This window comes from Diaphorobacter sp. C33 (assembly GCF_030503915.1).
Classification (GTDB): Bacteria; Pseudomonadota; Gammaproteobacteria; order Burkholderiales; family Burkholderiaceae_C; genus Diaphorobacter; species Diaphorobacter nitroreducens.
In genome coordinates this window covers 362,541-386,832 of sequence record NZ_CP129980.1, presented here as the reverse complement: position 1 = coordinate 386,832, position 24,292 = coordinate 362,541, and the positions used below count along the sequence as shown (strand labels likewise).

Below are 24,292 nucleotides of genomic sequence, written 5' to 3'. Positions count from 1 at the left end.
CGCCTGCTATTAGTTGGATAGTGCAATGTTTTCCCTAGGTTCACGGTTAGCCGCTTTCTGTCTTGCTCTGATCCTCGCCGCCCCGCTTTGGGTGCCGCGGGCGCACGCAGGTGCCTACGAGGCGGAACTGCCTGCGAACCTGGCCACCACGCCCGACATGTGCGCGCTGCTGCCGTGCACCGAAGTATTTCCGGGCGCTACGCATTTTTCGCCGCGCAAGGGCCAGCCGCCCTATGTCGAGGCGTATGACAACGACTCGGCCCAGAAGAAGCTTCTGGGCTACGTCATGCTGTCGACCGACATCACCGACACGCCCGCCTACTCGGGCAAGCCGGTGGTCACGCTCATCGGTATGGACACGCAGGGCCGCTTCGTCGGCATGAAGGTGCTCAAGCACTCCGAGCCCATCCTGCTGCTGGGCATCCCCGAGTCGGCACTCATCAATTTCAACAACCAGTACATCGGCAAGTCGGTCACCGACACCATCGAAGTCGGCCCTTCCCGCCCCGATGAGAACGTCATCGGCGTCGACGCCATCTCCGGCGCCACCGTCACCGTGGTGGCTCAGAACCAGGTGGTCATGGCCTCGGGCTCGGCCGTGGCACGCCAGACCGGCATCATTGCTCCCACGGTGCGCGAGCAGCCTCGCTTTGTCACCACCGGACAAACCTACGATTGGGCCCAACTCGTCAAGATGGGCGCGGTGCAGCAATTGCTGGTCAAGCCCGAACAGGTGGGCCTGCCGCGCGGCCCCGAGCCCTTCATCGAAATGTGGTTCGGTGACCTGAACCAGCCCGACGTAGGCCGCAGCCTGCTGGGCAAGAACAGCTTCGAAAGCCTGCGTTCACGCCTCAAGGAAGGCGAGAGCGCCATGTTCGTCATCAAGACCGGCGGGCAGGAGTCCTTCAAGGGATCAGGTTTCGTCCGCGGCGGCATTTTTGACCGTGTGCAGGTCAAGCAAGGTGCCGACTCCTTCACCTTCCGCGACCTGGACTCCCTTAATCTGTACGGCCTGGAGGCCGCCGGCGCACCCCGCTACACCGAGTCGTCCATCTTCATCATCCGCTCGCAGGCCTTTTCTGCGGCCTATCCGTGGAAATTCGCCTTCCTGGGCAACCGGGTCGATCGGGCCACAGGCCATCGCAGCTTTGCCGTCTTCGAGTCCAAGTACTGGTTGCCGGCAGATCTGCTCGAAGGTGGCCGCCCCAAGGTGCAAGAACCCGATGCCCCCTGGGTACGCATCTGGAAATCGCAGGCCCTGCCCATCAGCCTGTTCGCCCTGCTGCTGATCGCAGTCACCGTGGTGTACGCCTTCCGCGAAAGGCTCACCCGCCTGTCCACGCACAAGAACAAGTGGCCGGTCAATGGCTTCAAGTACACCTTCTGGGCCATCAGCATCTTCTGGATCGGCTTTGGCTACATGGCCCAGCCGTCCATCACCCAGGTGCTGACCTGGTTCCACTCCGTCCTGTTCCAGTGGACCTGGTCGCTGTTCCTGTCCGATCCGTTCATCTTCCTGTTCTGGATCTTCATCATCGTGACCGCCTTCCTGTTCGGGCGCGGGCTGTTCTGCGGCTGGATGTGTCCGTTCGGCTCGCTGCAGGAGGCGATCTTCAAGATCGCCAAGGCCCTCGGGCTGAAACGCTTCCAGACACAGCTGCCGCAAAAGTGGCATGACCGGCTCAAGTGGATCAAATACGCCGTCTTCTTCGTCCTGCTGGCGGTGTCGATGTTCTCCATGGGTCTGGCCGAGAAGCTGGCCGAGGTCGAACCCTTCAAGACCACGTTCCTGGTCGGCGTGATGAACCGGGCATGGCCCTATGGCCTGTTCGTCGCCGCCATCCTCGGCGTGTCGATCTTCATCGAGCGCCCCTACTGCAAGTACATCTGCCCGCTGGGCGCCTCGCTGGCCATGCCCAGCACCTTCCGCTGGTTCGGGTTGAAGCGCAAGCAGGACTGCAACAGCTGCAAGGCCTGCGCGGTGGGTTGCGGAGCACAGGCCATCGACGCCGACGGGCGCATCGACCACCGGGAATGCCTGCATTGCCTGGATTGCATGATCCTGTACACCGACACCAAGGGCTGCCCGCCTCTGGCCAAGGAGCGCAAGCGCCGCGAGAAGGACGGCTTGGAGATGACGCCCATCGGCAAGAATGGCTACTTCATCCCCATCTACCCCGCCACCGTGCAGGACCAGATATCGGCCAAGGCCGCCCAAGGCCCCGATCCGCGCATGCCCACCGAACCCACGCTGCCCGCGCACAAGCGCAACGTAGGCTTCATGAGCTGGCTGTTGCTAGAACTGCGCGACCATCTCTGGCCCTGGAGCGCCGAAGGCTGGCGCAGCCAGCGCGCGCTGCAGATCGCCGGGCTGTCGCTGGCGGTGGCGGCCACCATCGCCTGGATCATGGCAGCGATGGGCCACCTCTCGTCGGGCGCCATCATCGGCTGGTGGTTCGGCTGGAGCGTGTACGAAGTGTTGATTCGGCTGTCGGGCCGCCGTTACGTCAAGGACGGCCCGTGGTGGCGCGACAATTACCGCGTTGCAGGTGTAATGGACATGATGAGCTACGTAGGATTCAAGAACCTGATGATCGGTGCTGCGCTGTTCCTGGTGCTGCAGGCACTGGGACTGTTCACCCCATGAAGGGCGGTGTCACCCACTTAATGCTGGCCTTGGCGATGACCCTCGCCGGGGCCTGCCAGGCAGCCACCCTCCATGTGCGAGCGGGCGACGATCTGACCGCCGCCGTGCGCAAAGCCAAGGCAGGCGATGTGCTGGAGATTGCGCGGGGCACGTACCGCGCCAATCTGGTGATCGACAAGCCCCTCACGTTGCGCGGCGTGGACCGCCCCACCATCAGCGGCGGCAACCAGGGCGACACCATCCGCGTCACCGCACCGGACGTGGTGATCGAGGGCCTGATCGTGCGCGACTCGGGTGACGACCTCAAGGATCAGAACGCCGGCATCTACCTCTACCCGGGCGCCCACCGTGCCGTCGTACGCCGCTGCGACCTCACCTACAACCTGTTCGGCCTGTGGATCGAGAAGGCCAATGACGTGCTCATCGAGCACAACGTCATCACCGGCAAGCGTGAATACTCCTCCCCGCAGCGTGGCAACGGCGTGCAGCTGTACAACACCAAAGGCGCAAAGATCCTGAACAACAACATCAGTTTCGTGCGCGACGCGCTCTACGTGGACGTCTCGCACCATGCGCTGTTCAAGGGCAATCAGCTGCATCACAGCCGCTATGGCACGCACTACATGAACTCCTACTACAACCTGTGGGAGGACAACGACACCTACTACAACCGTGGCGGCTTGGCCCTGATGGAAGTGCGCGAGCAGACCGTGCGCAACAACCGCGCCTGGGGCAACTCCGACCACGGCATCATGCTGCGCACGCTGCAGGATTCGGTGATCGAAGGCAACGTCGTGGCCGGCAACAGCCGGGGCTTCTTCATCTACGACGTGGAGTACATCAAGCTCAACAACAACCTGGTGGTGGACAACACCGTCGGCGTGCACCTGGCCGCGGGCTCGAAGAACAACGAAGTCGAAGGCAACGACTTCATCTCCAACCGCGAGCAGGTACGCTACGTGGGTGCGCGCGACGAGCGCTGGGGCGCCAAGAGCGGCAACCACTGGAGCAACTACCTGGGCTGGGACCGCGATGGCGACGGTGTCGGCGATGTGCCCTACGAGGCCAACGACATGGTGGACCGCCTGACCTGGCGCCACCCTAGCGTCAAGCTGCTGCTGGCCAGCCCGGCCGTGCAGGCCCTGCGCCTGGTGGGCCGGCAGTTCCCTGTGCTGCGCGTGCCATCGGTCGTGGACCCGAAGCCGCGCATGCAGCCCAGCAATCAACAATGGAGTGAATGGCGTGGCAAGCATTTCCCCGGCCAGTGACAACGTGGCCATCTCGCTGCGCGGCGTCAGCAAGCACTACGGCGCGCTGCACGCCGTGGACGGCGTGGACCTGGACATCCCCAAGGGCGAGATCTTCGGCCTGATCGGGCACAACGGCGCAGGCAAGAGCACGCTGTTCAAGATGATGCTGGGCCTGGTGAAGCCCACGCAGGGCACGCTTTTGATCGCAGGCGCCCAGGTGGGTGGGCGGGGGTTCCGCGCCGCCCGCCGCCAACTGGGCTACCTGCCCGAGAACGTGGTGCTCTACGACAACCTGGACGGATTGGAGACGCTGCGCTTTTTCGCGCGGCTGAAATCCGCCCCGCTGGCGCAGTGCGCGGACATTCTGGAGCGCGTGGGCCTGGCACACGCCGGCAAGCGCCCGGTGCGCGAGTATTCCAAGGGCATGCGCCAGCGCCTGGGCTTCGCGCAGGCATTGCTGGGCAGCCCGCGCGTGTTGTTCCTGGACGAGCCCACCAACGGCCTGGACCCGCAGGCGATCCGCGACTTCTACACCACGCTGCGGGGCCTGCAGGCCGAGGGCGTGACCATGGTCATCACCTCGCACATCCTCGCCGAACTGCAAGAACGCGTGGACCGGCTCGCCATTCTCTCGGCCGGCCGCATCCAGGCGCTGGGCAGCGTGCAGCAGCTGCGCGAGCAAACCCGCATGCCGCTGTCGTTCGAACTGGACATCGCACCCGCCGACCGGCCCGCCGCCGCACAGGCGCTGGAACAAGCGACGGGCATCGTCCCCGAGCACACGCCCGAAGGCTTGCGCCTGCACTGCCCGCGCGAGCAGAAGATGGCCGTGCTGGCCGCCCTCGCGCCACTGGGTGCGCGCGTGCGCGACCTCAAGCTGCTGGAGCCCTCGCTCGAAGACGTGTTCTTCGGCTTCGCCGACTGACACCCTGCCCACGACGCCCCATGGAACTGACCCAGATCTTCACCATCGCCGCCAAAGAATTCCGCGATCGCATGCGCAATCGCTGGGTGCTTGCGGTGGCCCTCGTCTTCACCGTGTTCTCACTCGTCATCGCCTACTTCGGCGGCGCGCAGCAGGGCACGGTGGGCTTTCGCTCCATCGAGTTCACCATCGCCAGCCTCGTCAGCCTGGTCATCTACCTCATCCCGCTGATTGCGCTGTTGCTGGGGTTCGATGCCATCGTGGGCGAGCGCGAGCGCGGCTCGCTTGATCTGCTGCTGGCCCTGCCCATCACCCGGCTGGAATTGCTGCTGGGCAAATACCTGGGCTTGGCGGCTGCGCTGGCGCTCTCCACCCTGGCGGGCTTCGGGCTGGTGGCGGTGCTGCTGTGGCGCCACATGAGCGCCAATGCCCTGTTCCACTACGGCGGCTTCATGATCAGCTCGGTATTGCTGGGCCTCGCATTCCTGAGCCTGGCAGTGATGCTATCGGTGCTGGCTCGCGACCGCACGCGCGCCTCGGGCCTGGCCATCGCTACCTGGTTCTTCTTCGTGCTGGTGTTCGATTTGCTGCTGCTGGGCCTGCTGGTGGCCACGGGCGGGCAGTTCGCGGGCGATGCGTTCGCCTGGCTGCTGCTGCTGAACCCGGCCGACGTGTTCCGTATCCTCAACGTGTTCTCGCTCGAAGACGTGCGCACGCTCTACGGGCTCGCCAGCGTCGTTCCCTCGTCGCTGGGTAGCCCCGCAATCATGGGTGGCGTGATGCTGGCGTGGATCGCCCTGCCGCTCGCCATCGCCAACTGGAGATTCAAGCCATGACCTGTTCCTGCATCACCCGTCGCCGTGCACTGGGCATGGCCGCCTTCACGGCGCTGGCCACCAGCAGCCTGCTGGCTGGCTGCGGCGACAAGGCAGCCGAACAGCAGTCCCTTGCGCCCGTGGAGATCGACCGTTCCACAAGTTGCGAGCTCGACGGCATGCTGCTTGCAGACTACCCCGGCCCCAAGGCGCAGATCCACTACGCGGGCCAGGAAAAGCCGTCCTTCTTCTGCGACACCATCGAACTGTTCAACACCCTGCTCGCCGGAGAACAAGTGCGTGCAGTGCGCGCCGTGTACGTGCAGGACATGGGCAAGGCCGACTGGAACGAACCCAAAGGCCACTGGATCGACGCCAAGACCGCCGTCTACGTGCTGGGCAGCAAGCGGCATGGCTCCATGGGCCCCACCATCGCCAGCTTCGCGCAGGAGGCCGATGCGGCCAAATTCGCCGGCGAACATGGCGGCAAGGTGCTGCGCTTTGCGGACATCAAGCTCGACATGGTGGACCTGAGCGGCGGTGCGCTGCACGACACCCGCATGTAACAGCCCTTGCACCATGTCTGCATCCACCCTGAGTCCTCCGCCGCACCAGCCACGCCGCAGGCGCATGGTTGCGGGCGCGCTGGTGTTTGCAGCTGCGGCGGGCGGGCTCTGGGGCGTGCCGGGCCTGCGCAGCGCGCTGCGGCCCGAGCCGGCTCCCGCCCTGGAGCCGGACGTGTGCATCGTCGCACCCCCGACGCCGTACGACCCCGCGTCAGGCCTGCCGCCCACGGCAGCGCGCCCCATTCCGGTGGATGCGCGCTGCCCCGTATGCGGCATGTTCCCCGCCCGTTCGCCCGACTGGGCGGCGCAGGTCATCTTTCGCAATGGCGACGCACAGTTTTTCGACTCGCCCCTGTCGTTGTTCATGTACCTGCAGGACGTGGCCCGCTACAGCCCCGGCCGCAATGCACGGGACATCATGGCGCACTACGTCACCGACACCGCTCGCCCTACGGCCGCGGGCGGTGCCCGCTGGACGGACGCGCTGTCTGCCTATTACGTGCACGGCTCGTCGGCGCGGGGGCCGATGCGCGCCGGCAATCTGCCCGCGTTCTCGACACGGGAGGCCGCACAGGCCTTTGCCGCGCAGCGCGGCGGCACAGTGCTCGCCTTTGGCGCCGTGGATGCCCCCCTGATCGCGCAGTTGGCGGGCCCTGGCGGGCACAATCACCCCTAGCACTCGCTATTAAAAACATAGCTATCAGCGCTTATTCCGCAAGCGCTAGGCGCATTTTTTATTGAAAAGGCCGCTGAACGGCGGCCTGTGTTTTCAGTGGGTTGATGGCTCGGCCGTAGAGGCCTGCGGTGCCTTGAACAAGGCGGGTAATTTGCGCTTGGGCTTGATGTTGGCGGAGATGCCGCCACGCGCGGGCGATGCCTTGGGTGCCACCTCCCAGCTCGCCGACGCACCGGCCGAGGTGCTGGCCTCGTAAGGCTTGTCGAAGAACGGATCGCGAGACGCCGCAGGCGCGGAGCGGTACGCGCTGCGCTCACGACTGCGGGGGGCGGCTGGAGCGCCCTCGCCCGAATCGTCGCCGCCCCAGGCGCGGCGGCCGTCGTTGTAGCGGCCCCGCGGACGATCTTCCTGCAATTCCAGCGGTTCCAGCTCAATCTTCTTCTTGATGAGCTTCTCGATATCCGCCACCAGGCGGGTATCGCTGCTGGCCGCCAGCGTGACAGCCAGACCCGATGCGCCGGCGCGGCCCGTACGGCCGATGCGGTGCACGTAGTCCTCTGCATTGAAGGGCACGTCGTAATTGAACACCGCAGGCACGTCCTTGATGTCCAGGCCCCGCGCCGCCACGTCGGTGCAGACCAGCAGGTCCACCTCGCCGCTCTTGAAGGCTTCCAGCGCCTTCAATCGCTCGTCCTGGCTCTTGTCGCCATGCAGCGCGGCGGTCTTGAGGCCGTCGCGCTCCAGGCTGCGGGCCAGGCGCGCGCAGCCCAGCTTGCTGTTCACGAAGATGAAGGCCTGCTTGAGGCCGCGCTCGTTCAGCACATGGCGGATGGCGCGGCGCTTGTCGTCGCCGTCTACCGCGAAGAAGCGCTGCTCCACGGTGGAGGCGGTCTCGTTGGGGCGCGCGACCTCGATGGTGATCGGGTCCTGCAGATAGCTGCCGGCCAGGCGCTTGATCTCGGGCGAGAAGGTGGCGGAGAACAGCAGCGTGGTGCGCTGCTTGGGCAGGTAGGAGAGGATGCGCTGCAGGTCGGGCAGGAAGCCAATGTCCAGCATGCGGTCGGCCTCGTCCAGCACCACGTACTCGACCTGATTGAGCACCGCGTTCTTGGCCTCGATATGGTCCAGCAGACGGCCGGGCGTGGCCACCAGCACCTCGACGCCCTTTTTCAGCTCGATGGTCTGCGGCTTCATGTCCATGCCGCCAAACACCACCGTGCTGCGCAGCTTGGTGTACTTGGCGTACAGCGCGATCTGCTGCGCCACCTGGTCCGCCAGCTCGCGCGTGGGCAGCAGCACGAGCGCCCGCACAGGGTGGCGCGCGGGAGAGGCTGAACTGTTCTCGTGCTTGAGCAGGCGCTGCAGCAACGGCAGCGAAAAGGCCGCCGTCTTGCCGGTGCCGGTTTGCGCCGCACCCATCACGTCCTTGCCGGTCAGCACGACAGGGATCGCCTGCGCCTGGATCGGCGTCATGTTCTCGTAGCCCATCTCGGCTACGGCGCGCTTGAGCGGCTCGGCCAGCGCAAGAGTGGAATAGGGTTGTGTCATGAAGCCGCTATTGTCGCATTGCAGCAGCGGCGAAGGCCAACAAGGCCGTCAACGGCCTGTACCGGGGCGTCTCCTGCTTGGCGCGAAAACGACGGCTTAGCGTGCGTTCACGGTGTCAAAGCGACTGTGCGTTGAAAGTGTTGCAGCCCTGCACACTGCCGGTCTTGAACCCCTGCGTGAACCACCGCACGCGCTGCGCGCTGGAGCCGTGGGTAAAGGCATCGGGCCGCACGGTGCCAGTCTGCTGGCGCTGCAGCGCGTCGTCACCGATCTGCTCGGCGGCGTTCACCGCGGACTCGATGTCGCCCTGCTCCAGCCAGTTCTTGGCCTGTTGCGAATGGTGGGCCCAAATGCCGGCGTAGCAGTCGGCCTGCAGCTCCAGCCGTACCGACAGCGCGTTCTGCTCGCGCTGGCTCACGCGCCCGCGCATGCCGTCCACCTTGCCGGTGGTGCCCAGCAGGGTCTGCACATGGTGGCCGACCTCGTGCGCGATCACGTAGGCGCGGGCAAATTCGCCTGGCGCACCCAGCTGGCGACTCATGGTGTCGAAGAAATCCATGTCCAGGTACACCTTTTGGTCCCCGGGGCAGTAAAACGGCCCCATCGCGCTCTGCCCCGTACCACAGGCCGTGGGCGTGGCGCCGCGGTAGAGCACCAACTTGGGCTGGCGGTACTGCGCCCCACCTTGCTGGAACACCTGCGCCCACACATCCTCCGTGGACGCCAGGACGGTGGAGACGAAGGCGGCCTCACGGTCGCCCTGCGGCGGACGCTGGGCCGGCCCCTGTTGGACCTGCGGCGCGCCCCCGCCCGACAGTACGCCGATGGTGGTCAGCGGGTTGATGCCAAACACACCCCAGCCGATGAGCGCCACAACGATGGTGCCAATGCCGATCGAGCGTCCGCCGATGAAGCCGCCCCCGCCGCCGCTGCGCCGGTCTTCCACGTTGTCCGATTCGCGATTGCCTTCCCATCTCATGGGTGATCTCCTGCGTGCACGACGCACCAGCCGCCGATGTTACGCCCGCGGCGGCACCCTCGGGATTTCGCGCCGCGCACTACTGCGCGGCCAGCAACATGTCCTGCGACGGGCGCGGCTGCAGCGTGTGGTTGACGTACTTCGCCATCCGTTCGTGGGCTTGGTGCGTGTGGCGTTCCACCACCGCCTGCAGCACCCACAACTGCGCAAGGATGACGATGGCGGCACCCAGCCACATCCAGAGGCTGGGCGTGGGCGCAGACTTCACGGGCGGATCCCATGGCCGGGGCGCAGCGGGGGAGGCGGGATCATGGATGGGGCGGGACATGCAGTACTCCTGAAACACTGCAGCCATCCTAGGCAGCGCCACGCAGCCGTACCACCGGCGCAGGGCCAGCCTGCGTGTAGGACGGCGGCAAGCGCCGGCGCAGGAGTCGGCGCGCACCCCACGGTCCAGGCCGCGGTCCTTTAGGCAGGTCCTTCAGGCCTTGGGCAGCGTCACCCCGTGCTGGCCCTGGTATTTGCCGTTGCGGTCCTTGTAGCTCACGGCACATTCCTCGTCACCCTGGAAGAAAAGCACCTGCGCGCAGCCCTCGCCCGCGTAGATCTTGGCGGGCAGCGGCGTAGTGTTGGAGAACTCCAGCGTCACGTAGCCTTCCCACTCGGGCTCGAACGGCGTGACGTTGACGATGATGCCGCAGCGCGCATAGGTGCTCTTGCCCAGGCAGACGGTGAGCACGTCGCGCGGGATGCGGAAGTACTCCACGGTGCGCGCAAGCGCGAAGCTGTTGGGCGGGATGATGCAGTAGTCGCCTTCGAAGTCCACGAAGCTCTTTTCGTCGAAGTTCTTCGGGTCCACCACGGTGCTGTGGATGTTGGTAAAGACCTTGAATTCGCGCGCGCAGCGAATGTCGTAGCCGTAGCTGCTGGTGCCGTAGCTGATGATCTTGCGCCCGCCCTGCTGCCGGATCTGGCCGGGCTCGAACGGCTCGATCATGCCGTGCTGCTCGGCCATGCGGCGGATCCATTTGTCGCTCTTGATGCTCATGGGGTACTCCTGGCGCGTATTCTAGGTGAATGAAAGCTACTTAAATGATAGCTGCTGGCGCTTGATACATAAGCGTCAGAGGCAAATATTTCATGCAATGACCGTGCGCTCGATCAAACGGTCGTCGCCGAGCACGATCATCGCGAACAGCAGTTCGTCCAGGTGGGCGGCGCCCGCCGTGCGCCGCGCCAGCAGCGGGGTCGCTGCAGGATTCAGCACCACGAAGTCGGCTTCGCAACCCGGCTCCAGGTTGCCCACCACGCCATCCAGCCCCAACGCCCGCGCGGCACCGGCGGTATGCAGCCACCACAGCCGTTGCGGCGCCAGGCTCAGTCCCGTCTTGGTCTGCCCCTCCCGGCCTACGTAGTACGCGGCCAGCATCGTGTGGAAAGGGCTGAAGCTGGTGCCGCCGCCCACGTCGCTGGCCAAGCCGTAGCCGAAGCCCATGCGGTCCGCGCCCGCAAAGTCAAACTGGCCACTGCCCAGGAACAGGTTGCTCGTGGGGCACACGGCAGCCACCGCGCCGCTCTCGCGCATGGCGGCGCGGTCCTCGTCGTCGAAATGGATGCAATGCGCGTACACCGCGCGCTCACGCAGCAGGCCGACACGGGCATACACATCCAGGTAGCTGCGCGTGCCGGGGAACAGCTCCCGCGCCCAGCAGATCTCCTGCTGGTTCTCCGCCACATGGGACTGCACCCATACGTCGGGGTAGCGCGCGGCCAGAGCACCCGCGCCGCTCAGCTGCTGCGGCGTACTGGTGGGGGCAAAACGCGGCGTGATCGCATAGCCCAGCCGCCCCTTGCCGTGCCAGCGCTGGATGAGCGCTTCGGTATCAATGAGGGATTGCTCGGTCGCGTCGCGCACGCCGTCGGGCGAGTGGCGGTCTTGCAGCACCTTGCCGGCAATCAGGCGCAGCCGCCGCGCATGTGCCTGCGCCATCAGCGCATCCACCGAGCCCGGATGCGAGGTGGCGAAGGTGAGCGCCGTGGTCACGCCGTTGCGCTGCAGCTCATCCAGGAAGAAGCCCGCCACCCCCGCGGCGTAGCCGGCATCGGCGAATCGCGACTCGTGCGGAAAGGTGTAGTTCTCCAGCCAGGGCAGCAGGCCTTCGGCGGGCGAGCCGATCACGTCCAGCTGCGGGTAGTGCACATGCATGTCCACGAAGCCGGGTGCAATGATGCGGCCAGGCCAGTGGGTCACCGGCTGCGAGGCCTGAGAAAAATAAAGGGGCGCCAGCGCGCGCCACGCGCCGGCGGCGTGCACGCGCTGCACGCCCCGGTCATCGGGTGCGGTGGCCAACAGGCCGTCTTCTTCGTACAGGGCCGTGCCGTCGTCGGCAAAGCGCAGGAGCGCAGATCGGTAAAGGTGCATGGCCCCGGATGATGCCCGCAATACCGGGGGGCGTCAGGGCGCGATGCTGGCGCCGTTTTCGTACCAGCGTTTGAAGGTTTCGCGCTCTTCGTCGGACAGTGCGCCCGGGTTGCCAAACGGCATCTTGCGCAGCTGCACCACCTGTTGGTAGATCTGCTGCGCGTGGCTCTTCACGTCCTGCGGGGTGTCGAACTTCACGTTCTTCTGCGCGGTGTTGGCGCTGTGGCACACCACGCAGTGTTTTTGTATGACGGCGTGCAGTTGTTCGTAGCCTGCGGCGGCCGGCGCGGCGGCGGACACGGCCGGCGCAGCCGGCTTGAGCCATACCACCACGCCCAGCAGCACCACCACGCCCACGGCCGCATAGGGCCAGGGATGGCCGTTGCGGCCCAGCTTGTAGCCGTGGCGCATCACGAAGAACTGGCGAATGGCCGCGCCTGCGAACATCATGAGGATCAGTACCAGCCAGTTCTGCCCATGGTTGTAGAGCCAGCCGTAGTGGTTGGAGAGCATGGCGAACAGCACCGGCAGCGTGAAGTACGTGTTGTGCACGCTGCGTTGCTTGCCGCGCTTGCCATGCACCGGGTCCACCGGCTGGCCGGCCTTCAGTGCCGCCACCACCTTGCGCTGGCCGGGAATGATCCAGAAGAACACGTTGGCGCTCATCGAGGTGGCGAGCATCGCGCCCATCAGCAGGAAGGCCGCCTGGCCGGGAAAGATGCGGCAGGCCAGCCACGCGGCGATGCACACCAGGACCAGCACCAGCGCCCCCACGGTGGCATCGCCGTTGGCCTTCTGGCCGAACACGCGGCAGATGCCGTCGTACAGCAGCCAGAACACCACCAGAAAGGCCAGTGCCGCCACGATGGCCATGGCGGGCGACATGAGCGGGTTAGCCGGATGCACCAGGTAGATGCCCGCGTTCCACAGATACGAAACCGTGAGCAGCGCAAAGCCGCTGAGCCAGGTGGTATAGCTCTCCCAGAAGAACCAGTGCAGATGGTCCGGCAGCTTCGGGGGCGCCACGTTGAACTTGACCGGGTGGTAGAAGCCCCCGCCATGCACAGCCCAAAGCTCGCCGTTCACGCCCTGGCGCTTCAGGTCCTCGTCGACCGGCGGCGTGAGGCTGCTGTCCAGAAAGACGAAGTAGAACGAGGAGCCCACCCAGGCGATGGCAGTGATGACGTGCAGCCAGCGCAGCAGCAGATTGGCCCAGTCGAGGAAGTAGCTTTCCATCGTGTTTCAACCTTGGCGGCCCGGCGGGCCACCTGCAAGCTGCTCACCACTGCGGGCGCTCTGAGCAGAAAAAGAGGGGCCGCGCACCGTGGCAGGAAGCTGCCGGGGCACCGCTGCGACCCGTTTTGTGAACAAGAAGTGTATGCACTTTTCTGGCAACGGCCGCTGGAATGGCCCAGGGATTGTCCCTAACCCTGCAGGATGTAATCCGGATGCTGGGCGCATACGTCGTCCACCGCGCTGAGCGTGCCCGACAGGTGCTCGCGCAACGCCTCCTGGGCCGCGGGAGCGTTCTGCCGGTCAATGGCGTCGAGGATGGCCCGGTGCTGGCGCATGATGACGCCCGTCTTGCCTGCGGTGGGTAGGTGCAGGCGGCGCAAGCGATCCACATGGCCGGAGTAGCGGCGCACCAGCGCCCACAGGCCCATGACGCCGGCCGCCTCATACATCAGGCGGTGAAAGCCATGGTCCGCACCCAGAAAGTCGTCATAGCGCTGCGCGGCGGCCAGCGATTCCTGCAGTGCGCACTGCGCCTGCAATTGCACTACCAGGCCGGGGGGCGGCTGCAGCGCCAGCGTGCGCACGATCTCCAGCTCGATGGAGCGGCGCAGGAAGTGCGCTTCGCGCGCAGCCGCCACGTCGATGCGGCTGACCAGCGTGGCGTGCTGGGGAAAGACTTCCACCAAGCCCTCCTCTTCCAGGCGCAGCAGCGCCTCGCGGATGGGCGTCTGGCTCACGCCGAATTGCCCGGCCAGGTCGCTGCGCACCAGCATCGCGCCGGGCACCAGCTCCAGCGTCAGAATGGCCTCGCGCAGGCTTTCGAAGACCTGCGGGGCGGCCAGGCGCGAACGGTCAAGGCGGAACTTGGTCAGTATGGGCATACGTGGATTCTCGCATTCGTGCACTAATATATTAGTGTTCCAATATTTCAAATGGCACGCCTTCACGGCCGTGCCCGCCTCTCCTTTTCTCTGTCCACACACTTCCCAAGGATTCCCATGTCTGCTTCCTCCCCCCACGGCCTGCTCATCAACGGCGAATGGGTTTCCACGTCCCAGGCCGCGCCCAACACCAATCCCAGCAACCTGGCCGATGTGGTGGGCGAATACGCCCAGGGCGACGCCTCGCACGTGGACGCCGCCGTGGCGGCCGCCACCGCTGCCTTCCCCGCATGGAGCACGTCGGGCATCCAGGCGCGCCACGATGCGCTGGACAAGATCGGCAATGAAATCCTCGCGCGGCGCGAGGAACTGGGCGCGCTGCTGGCGCGCGAGGAAGGCAAGACCCGCGCAGAAGGCATCGGCGAAGTCGCCCGCGCCGGGCAGATCTTCAAGTTTTTCGCCGGCGAATGCCTGCGCCTGGCGGGCGAGACCGTGCCCTCGGTGCGGCCCGGCATCGGCGTGGAGGTCACGCGCGAGCCCATCGGCGTCGTGGGCCTGATCACGCCGTGGAACTTCCCCATGGCCATCCCCGCCTGGAAGATCGCGCCGGCCCTGGCGTTCGGCAACTGCGTGGTGTTGAAGCCCGCCGACCTGGTGCCCGGCAGCGCGTGGGCGCTGGCCGAGATCATCCACCGCTCGGGCATCCCCGCCGGCGTGTTCAACCTGGTGATGGGCCGCGGGCGCGTGATCGGCGAGGCGCTGGTGCAGCACCCCGGCGTGGCCGCCATCAGCTTCACCGGATCGGTCGGCGTGGGCCGCGGCATCGCCCAGGCGTGCGTGCAGAACGGCAAAAAGGTGCAGCTGGAGATGGGCGGCAAGAATCCGCAGGTGGTGCTGGACGATGCCGACCTCGCGCAGGCGGTGGAGCTGTCCGCACAGAGCGCGTTCTATTCCACGGGCCAGCGCTGCACGGCGTCCAGCCGCCTGATCGTCACCCAGGGCATCTACCCGAAGTTCATCGAGGCGCTCCAGGCACGCATGGCGAAAATCAAAGTGGGCGACGCGCTGGCCACGGGCACCGACGTGGGCCCGGTGGTGAGCCAGGCGCAGCTGGAGCAAGACCTGTCGTACGTAGAGATCGCCAAGGCCGAGGGCGGCGTGCTGGCGGCCGGCGGCCTGCGCGTGGCCTGCCACACGGGCAGCGGCAACGAAGGCTTCTTCATGGCGCCCGCGCTGTTCGTGGATACGGCGCCGGCGATGCGCATCAACCGCGAAGAGGTGTTCGGCCCCGTGGCCAGCGTGACCCGCGTGCGCGACTACGACGAAGCCCTGGCCGTGGCGAATGACACCGAATTCGGCCTGTCCGCCGGCATTGCCACCACCAGCCTGAAATACGCCACGCACTTCAAACGCCATGCACAGGCGGGCATGGTGATGGTGAACCTGCCCACGGCCGGGGTGGACTACCACGTGCCCTTCGGCGGGCGCAAGGGCTCCAGCTACGGCCCGCGGGAACAAGGCCGTTATGCGCAGGAGTTCTTCACGACGGTGAAGACGGCCTATACGCTGGCGTGACCCACGCAACTCCTGTATTAATAGCTGCTGGCGCTCGCTCCATAAGCGCCAGCAGCCATTTTTATACGCAATCTCAGGCCAGCCGCTGCAGCAACTGCGCGGCCACGGCCACGGCGATCACCTCGGGCTGCTTGCCGGCGATTCCGGGCACGCCGATCGGGCAGGTCACCTGCGCCAGCTCGGTATCCGAGAACCCCCGCGCCGCCAGCCGGTGGCGGAAGGTGGCCCACTTGGTGCGGCTGCCGATCAGGCCGATGAACGGCAGATCGCCGCGCGCACGCTGCCGTGCGAGGCACGCCGCCACGATGTCCAGATCCTCCGCGTGGCTGAAGCTCATGATGAGCACGAAGGACTGCGGCGCCAGGCCCGGCACGGCCGCCTGTACCGGGTCGGACTGTTCACAGACCACGGACGCGTCGTCCTCCTGCGGCGGGAACACGCCATCGCGGCTGTCGATCCAGTGCAGCGCAAACGGCAGCGGTGCCAGCACCCGCGCCAGTGCATGCCCCACATGGCCGCCGCCGAAAAGCGCCACCGGCTGCAGCCGCGGTGCCAGGCGCTCGCGCAAGGCCGGCGCGTCAGCAGCCCCCACGCATTCAAACCGCAGCTGCACCACGCCGCCGCAGCACTGCCCCAGGCTGGGGCCCAGCCCATATCGCACGAGCGGCATGCGCGAAGGGTTGCCAGCCAGGTGCTCCGCCAGGCGTTCACGCGCTTCGCGCAGCGCCTGCAGTTCCAGATGGCCGCCGCCGATGGTGCCGACGAAGTCGTTGCCCACCGCGAACACCGCCAGCCATGCCCCGGCTTCCCGCGGCGCCGAGCCTTGGGTAGACTCCACCGTCACCAGGCAGGCGGGTGCGGTCTTGATACGCTCCAGCAGGCAGTCCAATGCCTTCACTCGCTGATTCCTCCAGCTTGATTCATGCGCGCCACCGCCTTGGTCGTGGCCGCGGTACAGCATAGCGACAAACACCATGCCACAGCTGCCTTCTGCCCAGTCCTCTTCGGCCCAGCGTGCATCCCGTGCGCGCCGAACGTGGTGGCTGCCCGCCGGGGTGATGGCATTGGTCGCGGCGATCGTCTCGGCCTGCAAGTCGGGGCCCGAGGCGCCCTCCGCCCAGGACTCGCGCCTACCGGGCAGCGACGCGCGCGTCACCGGTCCGGTGCCGGCCGCCCAGGGCTCGGCACGCGCGTCCTCCGCGGCCACCCCGCGCGCCTACCGGCAGGATGCCGCCAGCCACATTTATGGCCTGAATGCAGCGCGCATCTACAAGGGCAAGCTGCCGCCGCTGCTGCACGCCATTGGCGTGCTGGAGGTGGACATCGACCGCGCGGGCCGCGTGACTTCGCTGCGCTGGATGCGTGCGCCCCGCCACGCGCCCGACGTGGTGGCCGAGATCGAACGCACGGTGCGCGCGGCAGCGCCCTTCCCCGTGCCCACGCGCATGGCGCGCGTGACCTACACAGACACCTGGCTGTGGGACAAGTCCGGGAATTTTCAGCTCGACACGCTGACCGAGGGCCAGCTCTAAGACGCCGCCGCACAGGCCTCTGCGATGGCGCGCGCCCTGGTTTGCAAGGCGCGAATCACAGCAATAGCCGTAGCGACTGCGGGCATCTGCACCGCCGCAGCCCGCCCAAAGCAGGCATGCGCGACTCGCAAGAATTGGCTCCGCGTTGCCCTGCGCCACGCGGCACACGGCGCGGGCTTGCAGCATCAGGACCCGCGGTAGGTGGAGTAGCTCCAGGGGCTGACCAGCAACGGCACGTGGTAGTGCTGGTCGGCGTGGGCGATGCCGAAGTCCAGGCTCACGCGGTCCAGGAATGAGGGCTCGGGCAGCATCACGCCCTTCGCCTTGAAATACGCCCCCACATCAAACGTCAGCCGGTAGGTGCCGGTGCGCAGGCTGGCGTTGTCGAACAGCGGCGCATCGGTGCGCCCATCGGGGTTGAGCACCAGGCGCTTGACCAGCGTGGCCTGGTCACCCTGCGTGGCATACAGCGCCACCACCATGCCCGCCGCGGGGCAACCGTGCATGGTGTCAAGAACGTGGGTGCTGAGGCCCATGGTGAAGTCTCCTGATGGCAAGGCGCGGCCCGCCGATGGTGATGAGGAATGCGCTGGCGAATGGGCAAGCGATTGATACGCTCCCCTCCCTACGATCAAAGTGTATACAACTTCTGTACGCGATAAACGCCACGTCCTGTGGTGCGCCGTCCAGGACAGTTGCCGCGCGGATCGCCTGATGGGGAACAGCCGGCAGGCCGCGCGCACTCAGGCAGGGCGCGCCCGCGCCAGCAGATCAAAAAAGTGAGCTTCCAGCGCTTTATAGAAGCCGCATTCAGATGCATTCGTATCTGAAATCCAGCAACAGCAGGCGTGGCAAGCTACAAAACAAGTAGCGCGCGAAAGTCGTTCACATTGGTGTGCGTGGGCCCGGTGACGACCAGATCGCCCAGCCGCTCGAAGTAGCCGTAGGCGTCGTTGCGGTCCAGATGGTCGCCGATGCGTGCGCCCTGCGCCGCCGCGCGCGCCAGCGTGTCGGGTGCCACGCGTGCGCCGGCATTGTCTTCCACGCCGTCGATGCCGTCGGTATCGGCCGCCAGCGCCCACACCCCTTCCTGCCCCTGCAGCGCCTGCGCCAGGCCCATGCAGAACTCGCCCGCGCGGCCGCCGCGCCCCTTCGGCGCGCCCGGGGCGCGCGGGCGCACGGTGACCGTGGTCTCGCCGCCCGAAAGAATCACGCACGGCCGCGCAAACGGCTGGCCGTGGCGCGCCACCGCACGCGCCAGCGCGGCGTGCACCTTGCCCACCTCGCGCGACTCGCCCTCCATCTCGTCGGACAGGATGTACGCCGCCACCCCCGCCGCGCGCGCCGCATCCGCCGCTGCCTGCAGCGACTGCTGGGGTGTCGCGATCATGTGCACCGCATGGCCGGCAAAGCGGACATCGCCGGGCTTGGGGGTTTCCAGCGCACCGGCCTGCAGCGCTGTGTGCACGGCGGCGGGAATGTCGATGCGGTAGCGCGCCAGGATGTCCAGCGCGTCAGCGCAGGTGCTGGCGTCGGGGACCGTGGGGCCGCTGGCGATCACGGAGGGGTCGTCCCCCGGCACATCGCTGATGGTCAGCGTGACGACGCGCGCCGGCGCGCAGGCTGCCGCCAGGCGACCGCCCTTGATGCGCGAGAGGTGCTTGCGCACGCAGTTCATCTCGCCGATGGCGGCGCCGCTTTCCAGCAGTGCGCGGTTGATGCGTTGTTTCTCCTCCAGCGTGATGCCTTCGGCCGGCAGCGTGAGCAGCGCCGAGCCACCGCCCGAGATGAGACACAGTACCAGGTCGTCTTCGGTCAGCCCGCGGGTCAGCGCCAGGATGCGCTCAGCCGCGGCCAGGCCCGCCGCGTCGGGCACGGGGTGCGCGGCCTCGACGACTTCCAGGCGCTGCGCCAGCCCCTCGGGCCGCGGCGGTATGTGGCCGTAGCGCGTGACCACCAGCCCCGACAGCGGTGCATCCTGCGGCCACAGCGCCTCCAGCGCCTGCGCCATGGAGGCACCCGCCTTGCCCGCGCCCAGCACCACGGTGCGCCCCTTGGGTGGCGGCGGCAGATGCTGCGCCATGCTGTGCAAGGGCTGGGCGCGCTGCACCGCCACGCGGTAGAGGTGCAGCAGGAAGGCCTGAGGGTCGCGCAAGGGGTCTGGGGCTGTCATGGTCATGGGTCGTTGTCTCCGCCGCGCATTATCCAAAGCACGCGGCCGGCACAAGCCCTACCGTCAATCCATCGAAACCTTGGCTTCCTTGACCAATCGCGCAAAGCGCGCCGTATCGTCCTTGATCACCGGCGTGACGGTGTCGAACGACATGCTGATCTGTCCGCCCCGGGTCCCCGACAGTCCACAGAAACTGTATACAAAAATTGTCTTTCACGACTATGATGGCCGCATGGAAACCTCCACCACCGGCTTCATCGTCGAAAGCCTCACGCGCGCCATCGTCGAGCACCGCCTGTTGCCCGGCACCAAGCTGGCCGAGCAGAAGCTCGCCGACCATTTCGGCGTGTCGCGCACGCTGGTGCGCCAGGCGCTGTTCCAGCTGTCGCAGAACCGCCTGATCCGCCTGGAGCCCGCGCGCGGCGCCTTCGTGGCCGCGCCCTCGGTCCAGGAAGCGCGCCAGGTGTTCGCCGTGCGCCGCATGCTGGAGGCCGAGATGGTGCGCGCCTTCCTGGCGCAGAGCACGCCGGCCAAGATCCGCGCGCTGAAGGCCCATGTGGCGGCCGAGAAGAAGGCCATGGAGGGCAACGACGTGGGCCAGCGCACCGAACTGCTGGGCGACTTCCACGTGCGCATGGCCGAGCTCATGGGCAACGACGTGCTGGCCCAGTTGCTGGGCGAGTTGATCTCGCGCTGCGCCCTCATCACGCTGATGTACCAGTCCACCACCGCCGCCGAGCATTCGCACGAGGAGCACGCCGCCATCGTCGCGGCACTGGCCGCGGGCGACGCGGCGCAGGCCGTGCGGCTGATGCAGCAGCACCTGGACAACGTGGAGGCGGGCCTGACCTTCGACCGCGACCTGCCGACCAACGACCTTTCGATGGCCCTTTCCTCCGTATCGCCATGACCTACGACACGACGGCGCCCTACCCCCGCGACCTGATCGGCTACGGCCGCACGCCCCCGCACCCGCACTGGCCGGGCAACGCCCGCGTGGCCGTGCAGTTCGTGCTGAACTACGAGGAGGGCGGCGAGAACTGCGTGCTCCACGGCGACCCCGCCAGCGAGCAGTTCCTGTCCGAGATGTTCAACCCGGCCGCCTACCCCGAACGCCACATGAGCATGGAGGGCATCTACGAATACGGCGCGCGCGCCGGCGTGTGGCGCATCCTGCGCGAATTCGAAAAGCGCGGCCTGCCGCTCACGGTGTTCGGCGTGGCCACTGCGCTGCAGCGCCACCGCGAGCTGGCCCAGGCCTTCGCCGAGCTGGGCCACGAGGTGGCCTGCCACGGCCTGAAGTGGATCCACTACCAGAACGTGCCCGAGGAGGTGGAGCGCGCCCACATGGCGCAGTGCCTGGAGATCTTCGACACGCTCTACGGCCACGGCGGCGACCACGGCCTGGGCTGGTACACCGGGCGCGACAGCCCCCGCACCCACCGCCTGGTGGCCGACGACGGGCGCTTTGCCTACGACAGCGACTACTACGGCGACGACCTGCCGTTCTGGATGAAGGTGGCCAAGAGCGACGGCAGCGCGCACCACCAGCTCGTCGTGCCCTATACGCTCGATTGCAACGACATGCGCTTTGCGCTGCCGCAGGGCTACTCGCACGCCGACCCGTTCTTCCAGTACATGAAGGACACGTTCGATGCGCTCTACGCCGAGGGCGATCCGGGCGGCGACAACGCGCCGAAGATGATGAGCATCGGCATGCACTGCCGCCTGCTCGGCCGTCCCGGCCGCATCACGGCGCTGCAGCGCTTCCTGGACCACATCCAGCACCACGACCACGTCTGGGTGTGTCGCCGCATCGACCTCGCGCGCCACTGGGCGCAGCGCTTTCCCGTACCCGCCATTTAAGCCAAATCGGGCTGTAACGCTTATCTAATAAGCGCGAGCAGCTATTTTTTCGATAGTAGTAGGAGCCACGATGGCCTGGACCCTGGAACAACTCAACGCCGCCTCCCCCGCCGAGGCCCTGCAGATGCTCGACGGCCTGTACGAGCATTCGCCCTGGATCGCCGAGGCGGCGCTGCAGCTGCGCCCCTTCCGCTCGCTGGCCCAGCTCAAGTACGCCATGGTGCAGGTGCTGAACGGCGCCGACATGGAACGGCAGTTGGAGCTGATCCGCGCCCACCCCGAGCTGGCGGGCAAGGCCATGGTGGCGCAGGCGCTCACGGCCGCGTCCACGAACGAGCAAAGCCAGGCGGGCCTGACCCACTGCACGCCCGAGGAGTTCGCGCGCATCCAGCAACTGAATGCCCACTACAACGCCCGCTTCGGCTTTCCCTTCATCCTGGCGGTGCGCGGGCCGCGCGGCACGGGGTTAGCGAGGCAGGAGATCATCGCCACCTTCGCGCGTCGCCTGTCCAACCACCCCGACTTTGAGCGCGCCGAGGCGCTGCGCAACATCCACCGCATTGCCGAGATCCGCCTGAACGACAAATTCGGCGCTGAGCCGGTGCTGGGCAACGACGTCTGGGACTGGCACGAGCGCCTGGCCCAGCACAGCGACCCGGGCTATGCCGAGAAGGGCCAGCTCACCGTCACCTACCTCACCGATGCGCACCGCGCCTGCGCCCAGCGCATCAGCCACTGGATGCGCGACTGCGGCTTTGACGAGGTCGAGATCGACGCCGTGGGCAACGTGGTCGGCCGCTACAAGCCGGCCACACCCGACGGCAAGTATTTGATGACCGGCAGCCACTACGACACCGTGCGCAACGGCGGCAAGTACGACGGGCGTCTGGGCATCTTCGTGCCCATGGCCTGCGTGCGCGAGCTGCACCGCCAGGCCAAGCGCCTACCGTTCGGCATCGAGGTGGTGGCGTTTGCCGAGGAGGAAGGCCAGCGCTACAAGGCCACCTTCCTGGGCTCGGGCGCGCTCATCGGCGACTTTCGCAACGAATGGCTGGACCAGAAGGACGCCGACGGCATCACCATGCGCGAGGCCATGCAGCACGCCGGCCTGTGCATCGACGACATCCCCAAGCTGCGGCGCGATGCCGCCCGCTACCTGGGCTTCATCGAGGTGCACATCGAGCAGGGCCCGGTGCTCAACGAACTGGACATCCCGCTGGGCGTAGTCACGTCCATCAACGGCGGCGTGCGCTACGTCTGCGAGATGCTGGGCATGGCCAGCCACGCGGGCACCACGCCCATGGACCGCCGCCGCGACGCCGCCCTGGGCGTGGCCGAGCTGGCGCTGTACATGGAGCAGCGCGCCGCGCGCGATGGCGACAGCGTGGCCACCATCGGCATGCTGCAGGTGCCAGGCGGCTCCATCAACGTGGTGCCGGGCAAGTGCAGTTTCAGCATGGACATGCGCGCGCCCACCGATGCGCAGCGCGATGCCATGGTGGCCGACGTGCTGGCCCAGCTGGAGGAAATCGCCCAACGCCGCGGCCTGCAGTACAAGGCCGAGCTGGCCATGAAGGTCGCCGCAGCCCCTAGCGCCCCCGCCTGGCAGCACCGCTGGGAGAAGGCCGTCGACGCCCTGGGCGTCCCCATCTACCGCATGCCCAGCGGCGCCGGCCATGACGCCATGAAACTGCACGAAATCATGCCGCAGGCCATGCTGTTCGTGCGCGGCCTGCACGGCGGCATCAGCCACAACCCGTTGGAATCCAGCACCGCCGACGACATCCAGTTGGCGGTGGATGCCTTCAGCCATGTGCTGCAGCAGTTGGCCGCCGAATAACCCCTCCATGGAACGCTCCGCCATGAACCAAGACCGCCAAGCCACCTACGCCGCACTGGATGCGTGGATCGACCAGCACTTCGACGAGCAGGTGCGCTTTCTGCAAGCACTGGTGCAGGTGCCCACCGACACGCCGCCCGGCAACAATGCACCGCATGCCGAGCGCACCGCTGAACTGATCCAAGCCTTCGGCTTCGAGGCCGAGAAGCACGCCGTTTCCGCGCAGGAGGTCAAGGATTACGGCATGGAGTCCATCACCAACCTGATCGTGCGCCGGCCCTATGGGCCCGCGGGTTCGGGCCGCACCATCGCCCTCAACGCCCACGGCGACGTGGTGCCGCCGGGCGAAGGCTGGACCAGGGACCCGTACGGCGCCCAGATCGAAGGCGGCGCCATGTATGGCCGCGCCACCGCGGTGAGCAAGAGCGACTTCTCCACCTTCACCTTCGCCGTGCGCGCGCTGGAGGCGGTGGCCAAGCCCACGCAGGGCGCGATCGAGCTGCACTTCACCTACGACGAGGAGTTCGGCGGCCTGCTCGGCCCCGGCTGGCTGCTGGCGCAGGGACTGACACGGCCCGACCTGATGATCGCCGCGGGCTTCAGCTACGAGGTGGTCACCGCCCACAACGGCTGCCTGCAAATGGAGGTCACCGTGCAGGGCAAGATGGCCCATGCCGCCGTGCCGCACACGGGCGTGGACGCACTGCAGGGCGCGGTGGCCATCATGAACGCGCTGTATGCCGAGAATGTGCAGTACCGGCAGGTGACGTCGAAGGTGCCGGGCATCCAGCACCCGTACCTGAACATCGGCCGCATCGAGGGTGGCACCAACACCAACGTGGTGCCCGGCAAGGTGGTGCTGAAGCTCGACCGCCGCATGATCCCGGAGGAGAACCCCGCCGAGGTCGAGGCCCGGATTCGCGCCGTGATCGCCCAGGCGGCGGAAGGCTTCAATACCGAGCGCGGCTACGGGAGCGCAGACGCCCTACGCGTGGACATCAAACGCCTGCTGCTGGCCAACGCCATGACGCCGCTGCCCGGCAATCAGCCGCTGGTGGAGGCCATCCAGCAACACGGCGAGGCAGTCTTTGGCGAGAAGCCTCCCGCCGTGGGCACGCCGCTGTACACCGATGTGCGCCTTTATGTGGAGCGCGGCATCCCCGGCGTGATTTACGGCGCGGGCCCGCGCACGGTGCTTGAATCGCACGCCAAACGCGCCGACGAGCGCGTGGTGCTGCAAGACCTGCGCCGCGCCACCAAGGTCATAGCGCGCAGCCTGGCAGACCTGACGGCCTGACGCACAGCCGCACCAATGCTCCAGCCCGGCCCATGCCGGGCTTTTTTACGCCCTGCGCCGATCC

At 66.9% G+C, this 24,292-nt stretch carries 22 protein-coding genes; 12 read left to right on the top strand and 10 right to left on the bottom strand.

What is annotated here, in order from left to right; all coding sequences use genetic code 11:
* Window positions 1-25: 25 nt before the first annotated feature.
* The 6 genes from QY917_RS01875 to QY917_RS01850 all read left to right on the top strand — a co-directional run bounded on the left by QY917_RS01875 (window position 26) and on the right by QY917_RS01850 (window position 6,879).
* Window positions 26-2,647, top strand: coding sequence for a NosR/NirI family protein (locus tag QY917_RS01875; RefSeq protein WP_123675196.1), 2,622 nt, complete (start codon window positions 26-28; stop codon window positions 2,645-2,647).
* On the top strand, window positions 2,644-3,915 hold the full coding sequence (locus tag QY917_RS01870; RefSeq protein WP_011804570.1) for a nitrous oxide reductase family maturation protein NosD: 1,272 nt from the start codon (window positions 2,644-2,646) through the stop codon (window positions 3,913-3,915). Before QY917_RS01875 ends, QY917_RS01870 begins: the two co-directional genes overlap by 4 nt.
* Window positions 3,890-4,822 carry an ABC transporter ATP-binding protein gene (locus QY917_RS01865; RefSeq protein WP_123675258.1) on the top strand — a complete coding sequence of 311 codons (933 nt, stop codon included), beginning with the start codon at window positions 3,890-3,892 and terminating at the stop codon, window positions 4,820-4,822. The genes QY917_RS01870 and QY917_RS01865 overlap by 26 nt, the downstream gene beginning before the upstream one ends.
* Window positions 4,823-4,842: 20 nt before the next feature.
* Complete coding sequence (locus QY917_RS01860; protein WP_011804568.1) at window positions 4,843-5,658, top strand: ABC transporter permease; 816 nt, start codon at window positions 4,843-4,845, stop codon at window positions 5,656-5,658.
* Window positions 5,655-6,203 (top strand): nitrous oxide reductase accessory protein NosL, encoded by a 549-nt coding sequence (locus QY917_RS01855; protein WP_011804567.1) that lies wholly within the window; start codon window positions 5,655-5,657, stop codon window positions 6,201-6,203. Before QY917_RS01860 ends, QY917_RS01855 begins: the two co-directional genes overlap by 4 nt.
* A gap of 64 nt (window positions 6,204-6,267) precedes the next feature.
* Window positions 6,268-6,879 carry a nitrous oxide reductase accessory protein NosL gene (locus QY917_RS01850; RefSeq protein WP_123675195.1) on the top strand — a complete coding sequence of 204 codons (612 nt, stop codon included), beginning with the start codon at window positions 6,268-6,270 and terminating at the stop codon, window positions 6,877-6,879.
* A gap of 93 nt (window positions 6,880-6,972) precedes the next feature.
* Here QY917_RS01850 and QY917_RS01845 read toward each other — a convergent pair whose 3' ends face one another.
* From QY917_RS01845 to QY917_RS01815, 7 genes are all read right to left on the bottom strand, one after another.
* A complete protein-coding gene (locus QY917_RS01845) occupies window positions 6,973-8,427 on the bottom strand; it encodes a DEAD/DEAH box helicase (protein ID WP_088887388.1) in 1,455 nt (484 codons plus the stop codon).
* A gap of 115 nt (window positions 8,428-8,542) precedes the next feature.
* Entirely contained in the window at window positions 8,543-9,406 is an 864-nt protein-coding gene (locus QY917_RS01840; protein WP_011804564.1) for a neutral zinc metallopeptidase, read from the bottom strand.
* Between the two features lie 79 nt (window positions 9,407-9,485).
* Complete coding sequence (locus QY917_RS01835) at window positions 9,486-9,734, bottom strand: hypothetical protein (RefSeq protein WP_103737251.1); 249 nt, start codon at window positions 9,732-9,734, stop codon at window positions 9,486-9,488.
* A gap of 153 nt (window positions 9,735-9,887) precedes the next feature.
* Complete coding sequence (dcd, locus tag QY917_RS01830; RefSeq protein WP_123675194.1) at window positions 9,888-10,454, bottom strand: dCTP deaminase; 567 nt, start codon at window positions 10,452-10,454, stop codon at window positions 9,888-9,890.
* A gap of 90 nt (window positions 10,455-10,544) precedes the next feature.
* Window positions 10,545-11,828, bottom strand: a complete 1,284-nt coding sequence (guaD, locus tag QY917_RS01825; protein ID WP_123675193.1) for a guanine deaminase — start codon at window positions 11,826-11,828, stop codon at window positions 10,545-10,547.
* A 33-nt stretch (window positions 11,829-11,861) separates the two neighbouring features.
* On the bottom strand, window positions 11,862-13,064 hold the full coding sequence (locus tag QY917_RS01820) for a urate hydroxylase PuuD (protein ID WP_123675192.1): 1,203 nt from the start codon (window positions 13,062-13,064) through the stop codon (window positions 11,862-11,864).
* A 188-nt stretch (window positions 13,065-13,252) separates the two neighbouring features.
* Window positions 13,253-13,945: a GntR family transcriptional regulator gene (locus QY917_RS01815; protein WP_041835929.1), complete on the bottom strand. Its 693-nt coding sequence runs from the start codon at window positions 13,943-13,945 to the stop codon at window positions 13,253-13,255.
* Between the two features lie 117 nt (window positions 13,946-14,062).
* Here QY917_RS01815 and QY917_RS01810 point away from each other — a divergent pair, with 117 nt between their 5' ends.
* Window positions 14,063-15,520: an aldehyde dehydrogenase family protein gene (locus QY917_RS01810; protein ID WP_123675191.1), complete on the top strand. Its 1,458-nt coding sequence runs from the start codon at window positions 14,063-14,065 to the stop codon at window positions 15,518-15,520.
* 73 nt (window positions 15,521-15,593) lie between these two features.
* Here QY917_RS01810 and xdhC read toward each other — a convergent pair whose 3' ends face one another.
* Entirely contained in the window at window positions 15,594-16,418 is an 825-nt protein-coding gene (gene xdhC, locus QY917_RS01805) for a xanthine dehydrogenase accessory protein XdhC (protein WP_123675190.1), read from the bottom strand.
* Between the two features lie 160 nt (window positions 16,419-16,578).
* On the opposite strand from xdhC, the gene QY917_RS01800 reads away from it, so the two are divergent.
* Entirely contained in the window at window positions 16,579-17,052 is a 474-nt protein-coding gene (locus QY917_RS01800) for a hypothetical protein (RefSeq protein ID WP_015912752.1), read from the top strand.
* 185 nt (window positions 17,053-17,237) lie between these two features.
* On the opposite strand, the gene uraH is transcribed toward QY917_RS01800, so the two are convergent.
* Both uraH and QY917_RS01790 read right to left on the bottom strand, forming a co-directional pair.
* Complete coding sequence (uraH, locus tag QY917_RS01795) at window positions 17,238-17,588, bottom strand: hydroxyisourate hydrolase (RefSeq protein WP_011804556.1); 351 nt, start codon at window positions 17,586-17,588, stop codon at window positions 17,238-17,240.
* Window positions 17,589-17,908: 320 nt separating this feature from the next.
* Window positions 17,909-19,231: a glycerate kinase gene (locus QY917_RS01790; protein WP_088887392.1), complete on the bottom strand. Its 1,323-nt coding sequence runs from the start codon at window positions 19,229-19,231 to the stop codon at window positions 17,909-17,911.
* A 226-nt stretch (window positions 19,232-19,457) separates the two neighbouring features.
* Between QY917_RS01790 and QY917_RS01785 the strand changes: the two genes are divergently transcribed.
* The 4 genes from QY917_RS01785 (at window position 19,458) to QY917_RS01770 (ending at window position 24,228) form a co-directional block, all read left to right on the top strand.
* Window positions 19,458-20,135 carry a GntR family transcriptional regulator gene (locus QY917_RS01785; RefSeq protein WP_123675189.1) on the top strand — a complete coding sequence of 226 codons (678 nt, stop codon included), beginning with the start codon at window positions 19,458-19,460 and terminating at the stop codon, window positions 20,133-20,135.
* Window positions 20,132-21,091, top strand: a complete 960-nt coding sequence (puuE, locus tag QY917_RS01780) for an allantoinase PuuE (protein ID WP_123675188.1) — start codon at window positions 20,132-20,134, stop codon at window positions 21,089-21,091. Before QY917_RS01785 ends, puuE begins: the two co-directional genes overlap by 4 nt.
* Window positions 21,092-21,161: 70 nt before the next feature.
* Entirely contained in the window at window positions 21,162-22,931 is a 1,770-nt protein-coding gene (gene uraD / locus QY917_RS01775) for a 2-oxo-4-hydroxy-4-carboxy-5-ureidoimidazoline decarboxylase (protein ID WP_123675187.1), read from the top strand.
* Window positions 22,932-22,938: 7 nt separating this feature from the next.
* Window positions 22,939-24,228: a M20/M25/M40 family metallo-hydrolase gene (locus QY917_RS01770; protein WP_302078349.1), complete on the top strand. Its 1,290-nt coding sequence runs from the start codon at window positions 22,939-22,941 to the stop codon at window positions 24,226-24,228.
* The last annotated feature ends 64 nt before the right edge of the window (window positions 24,229-24,292 follow it).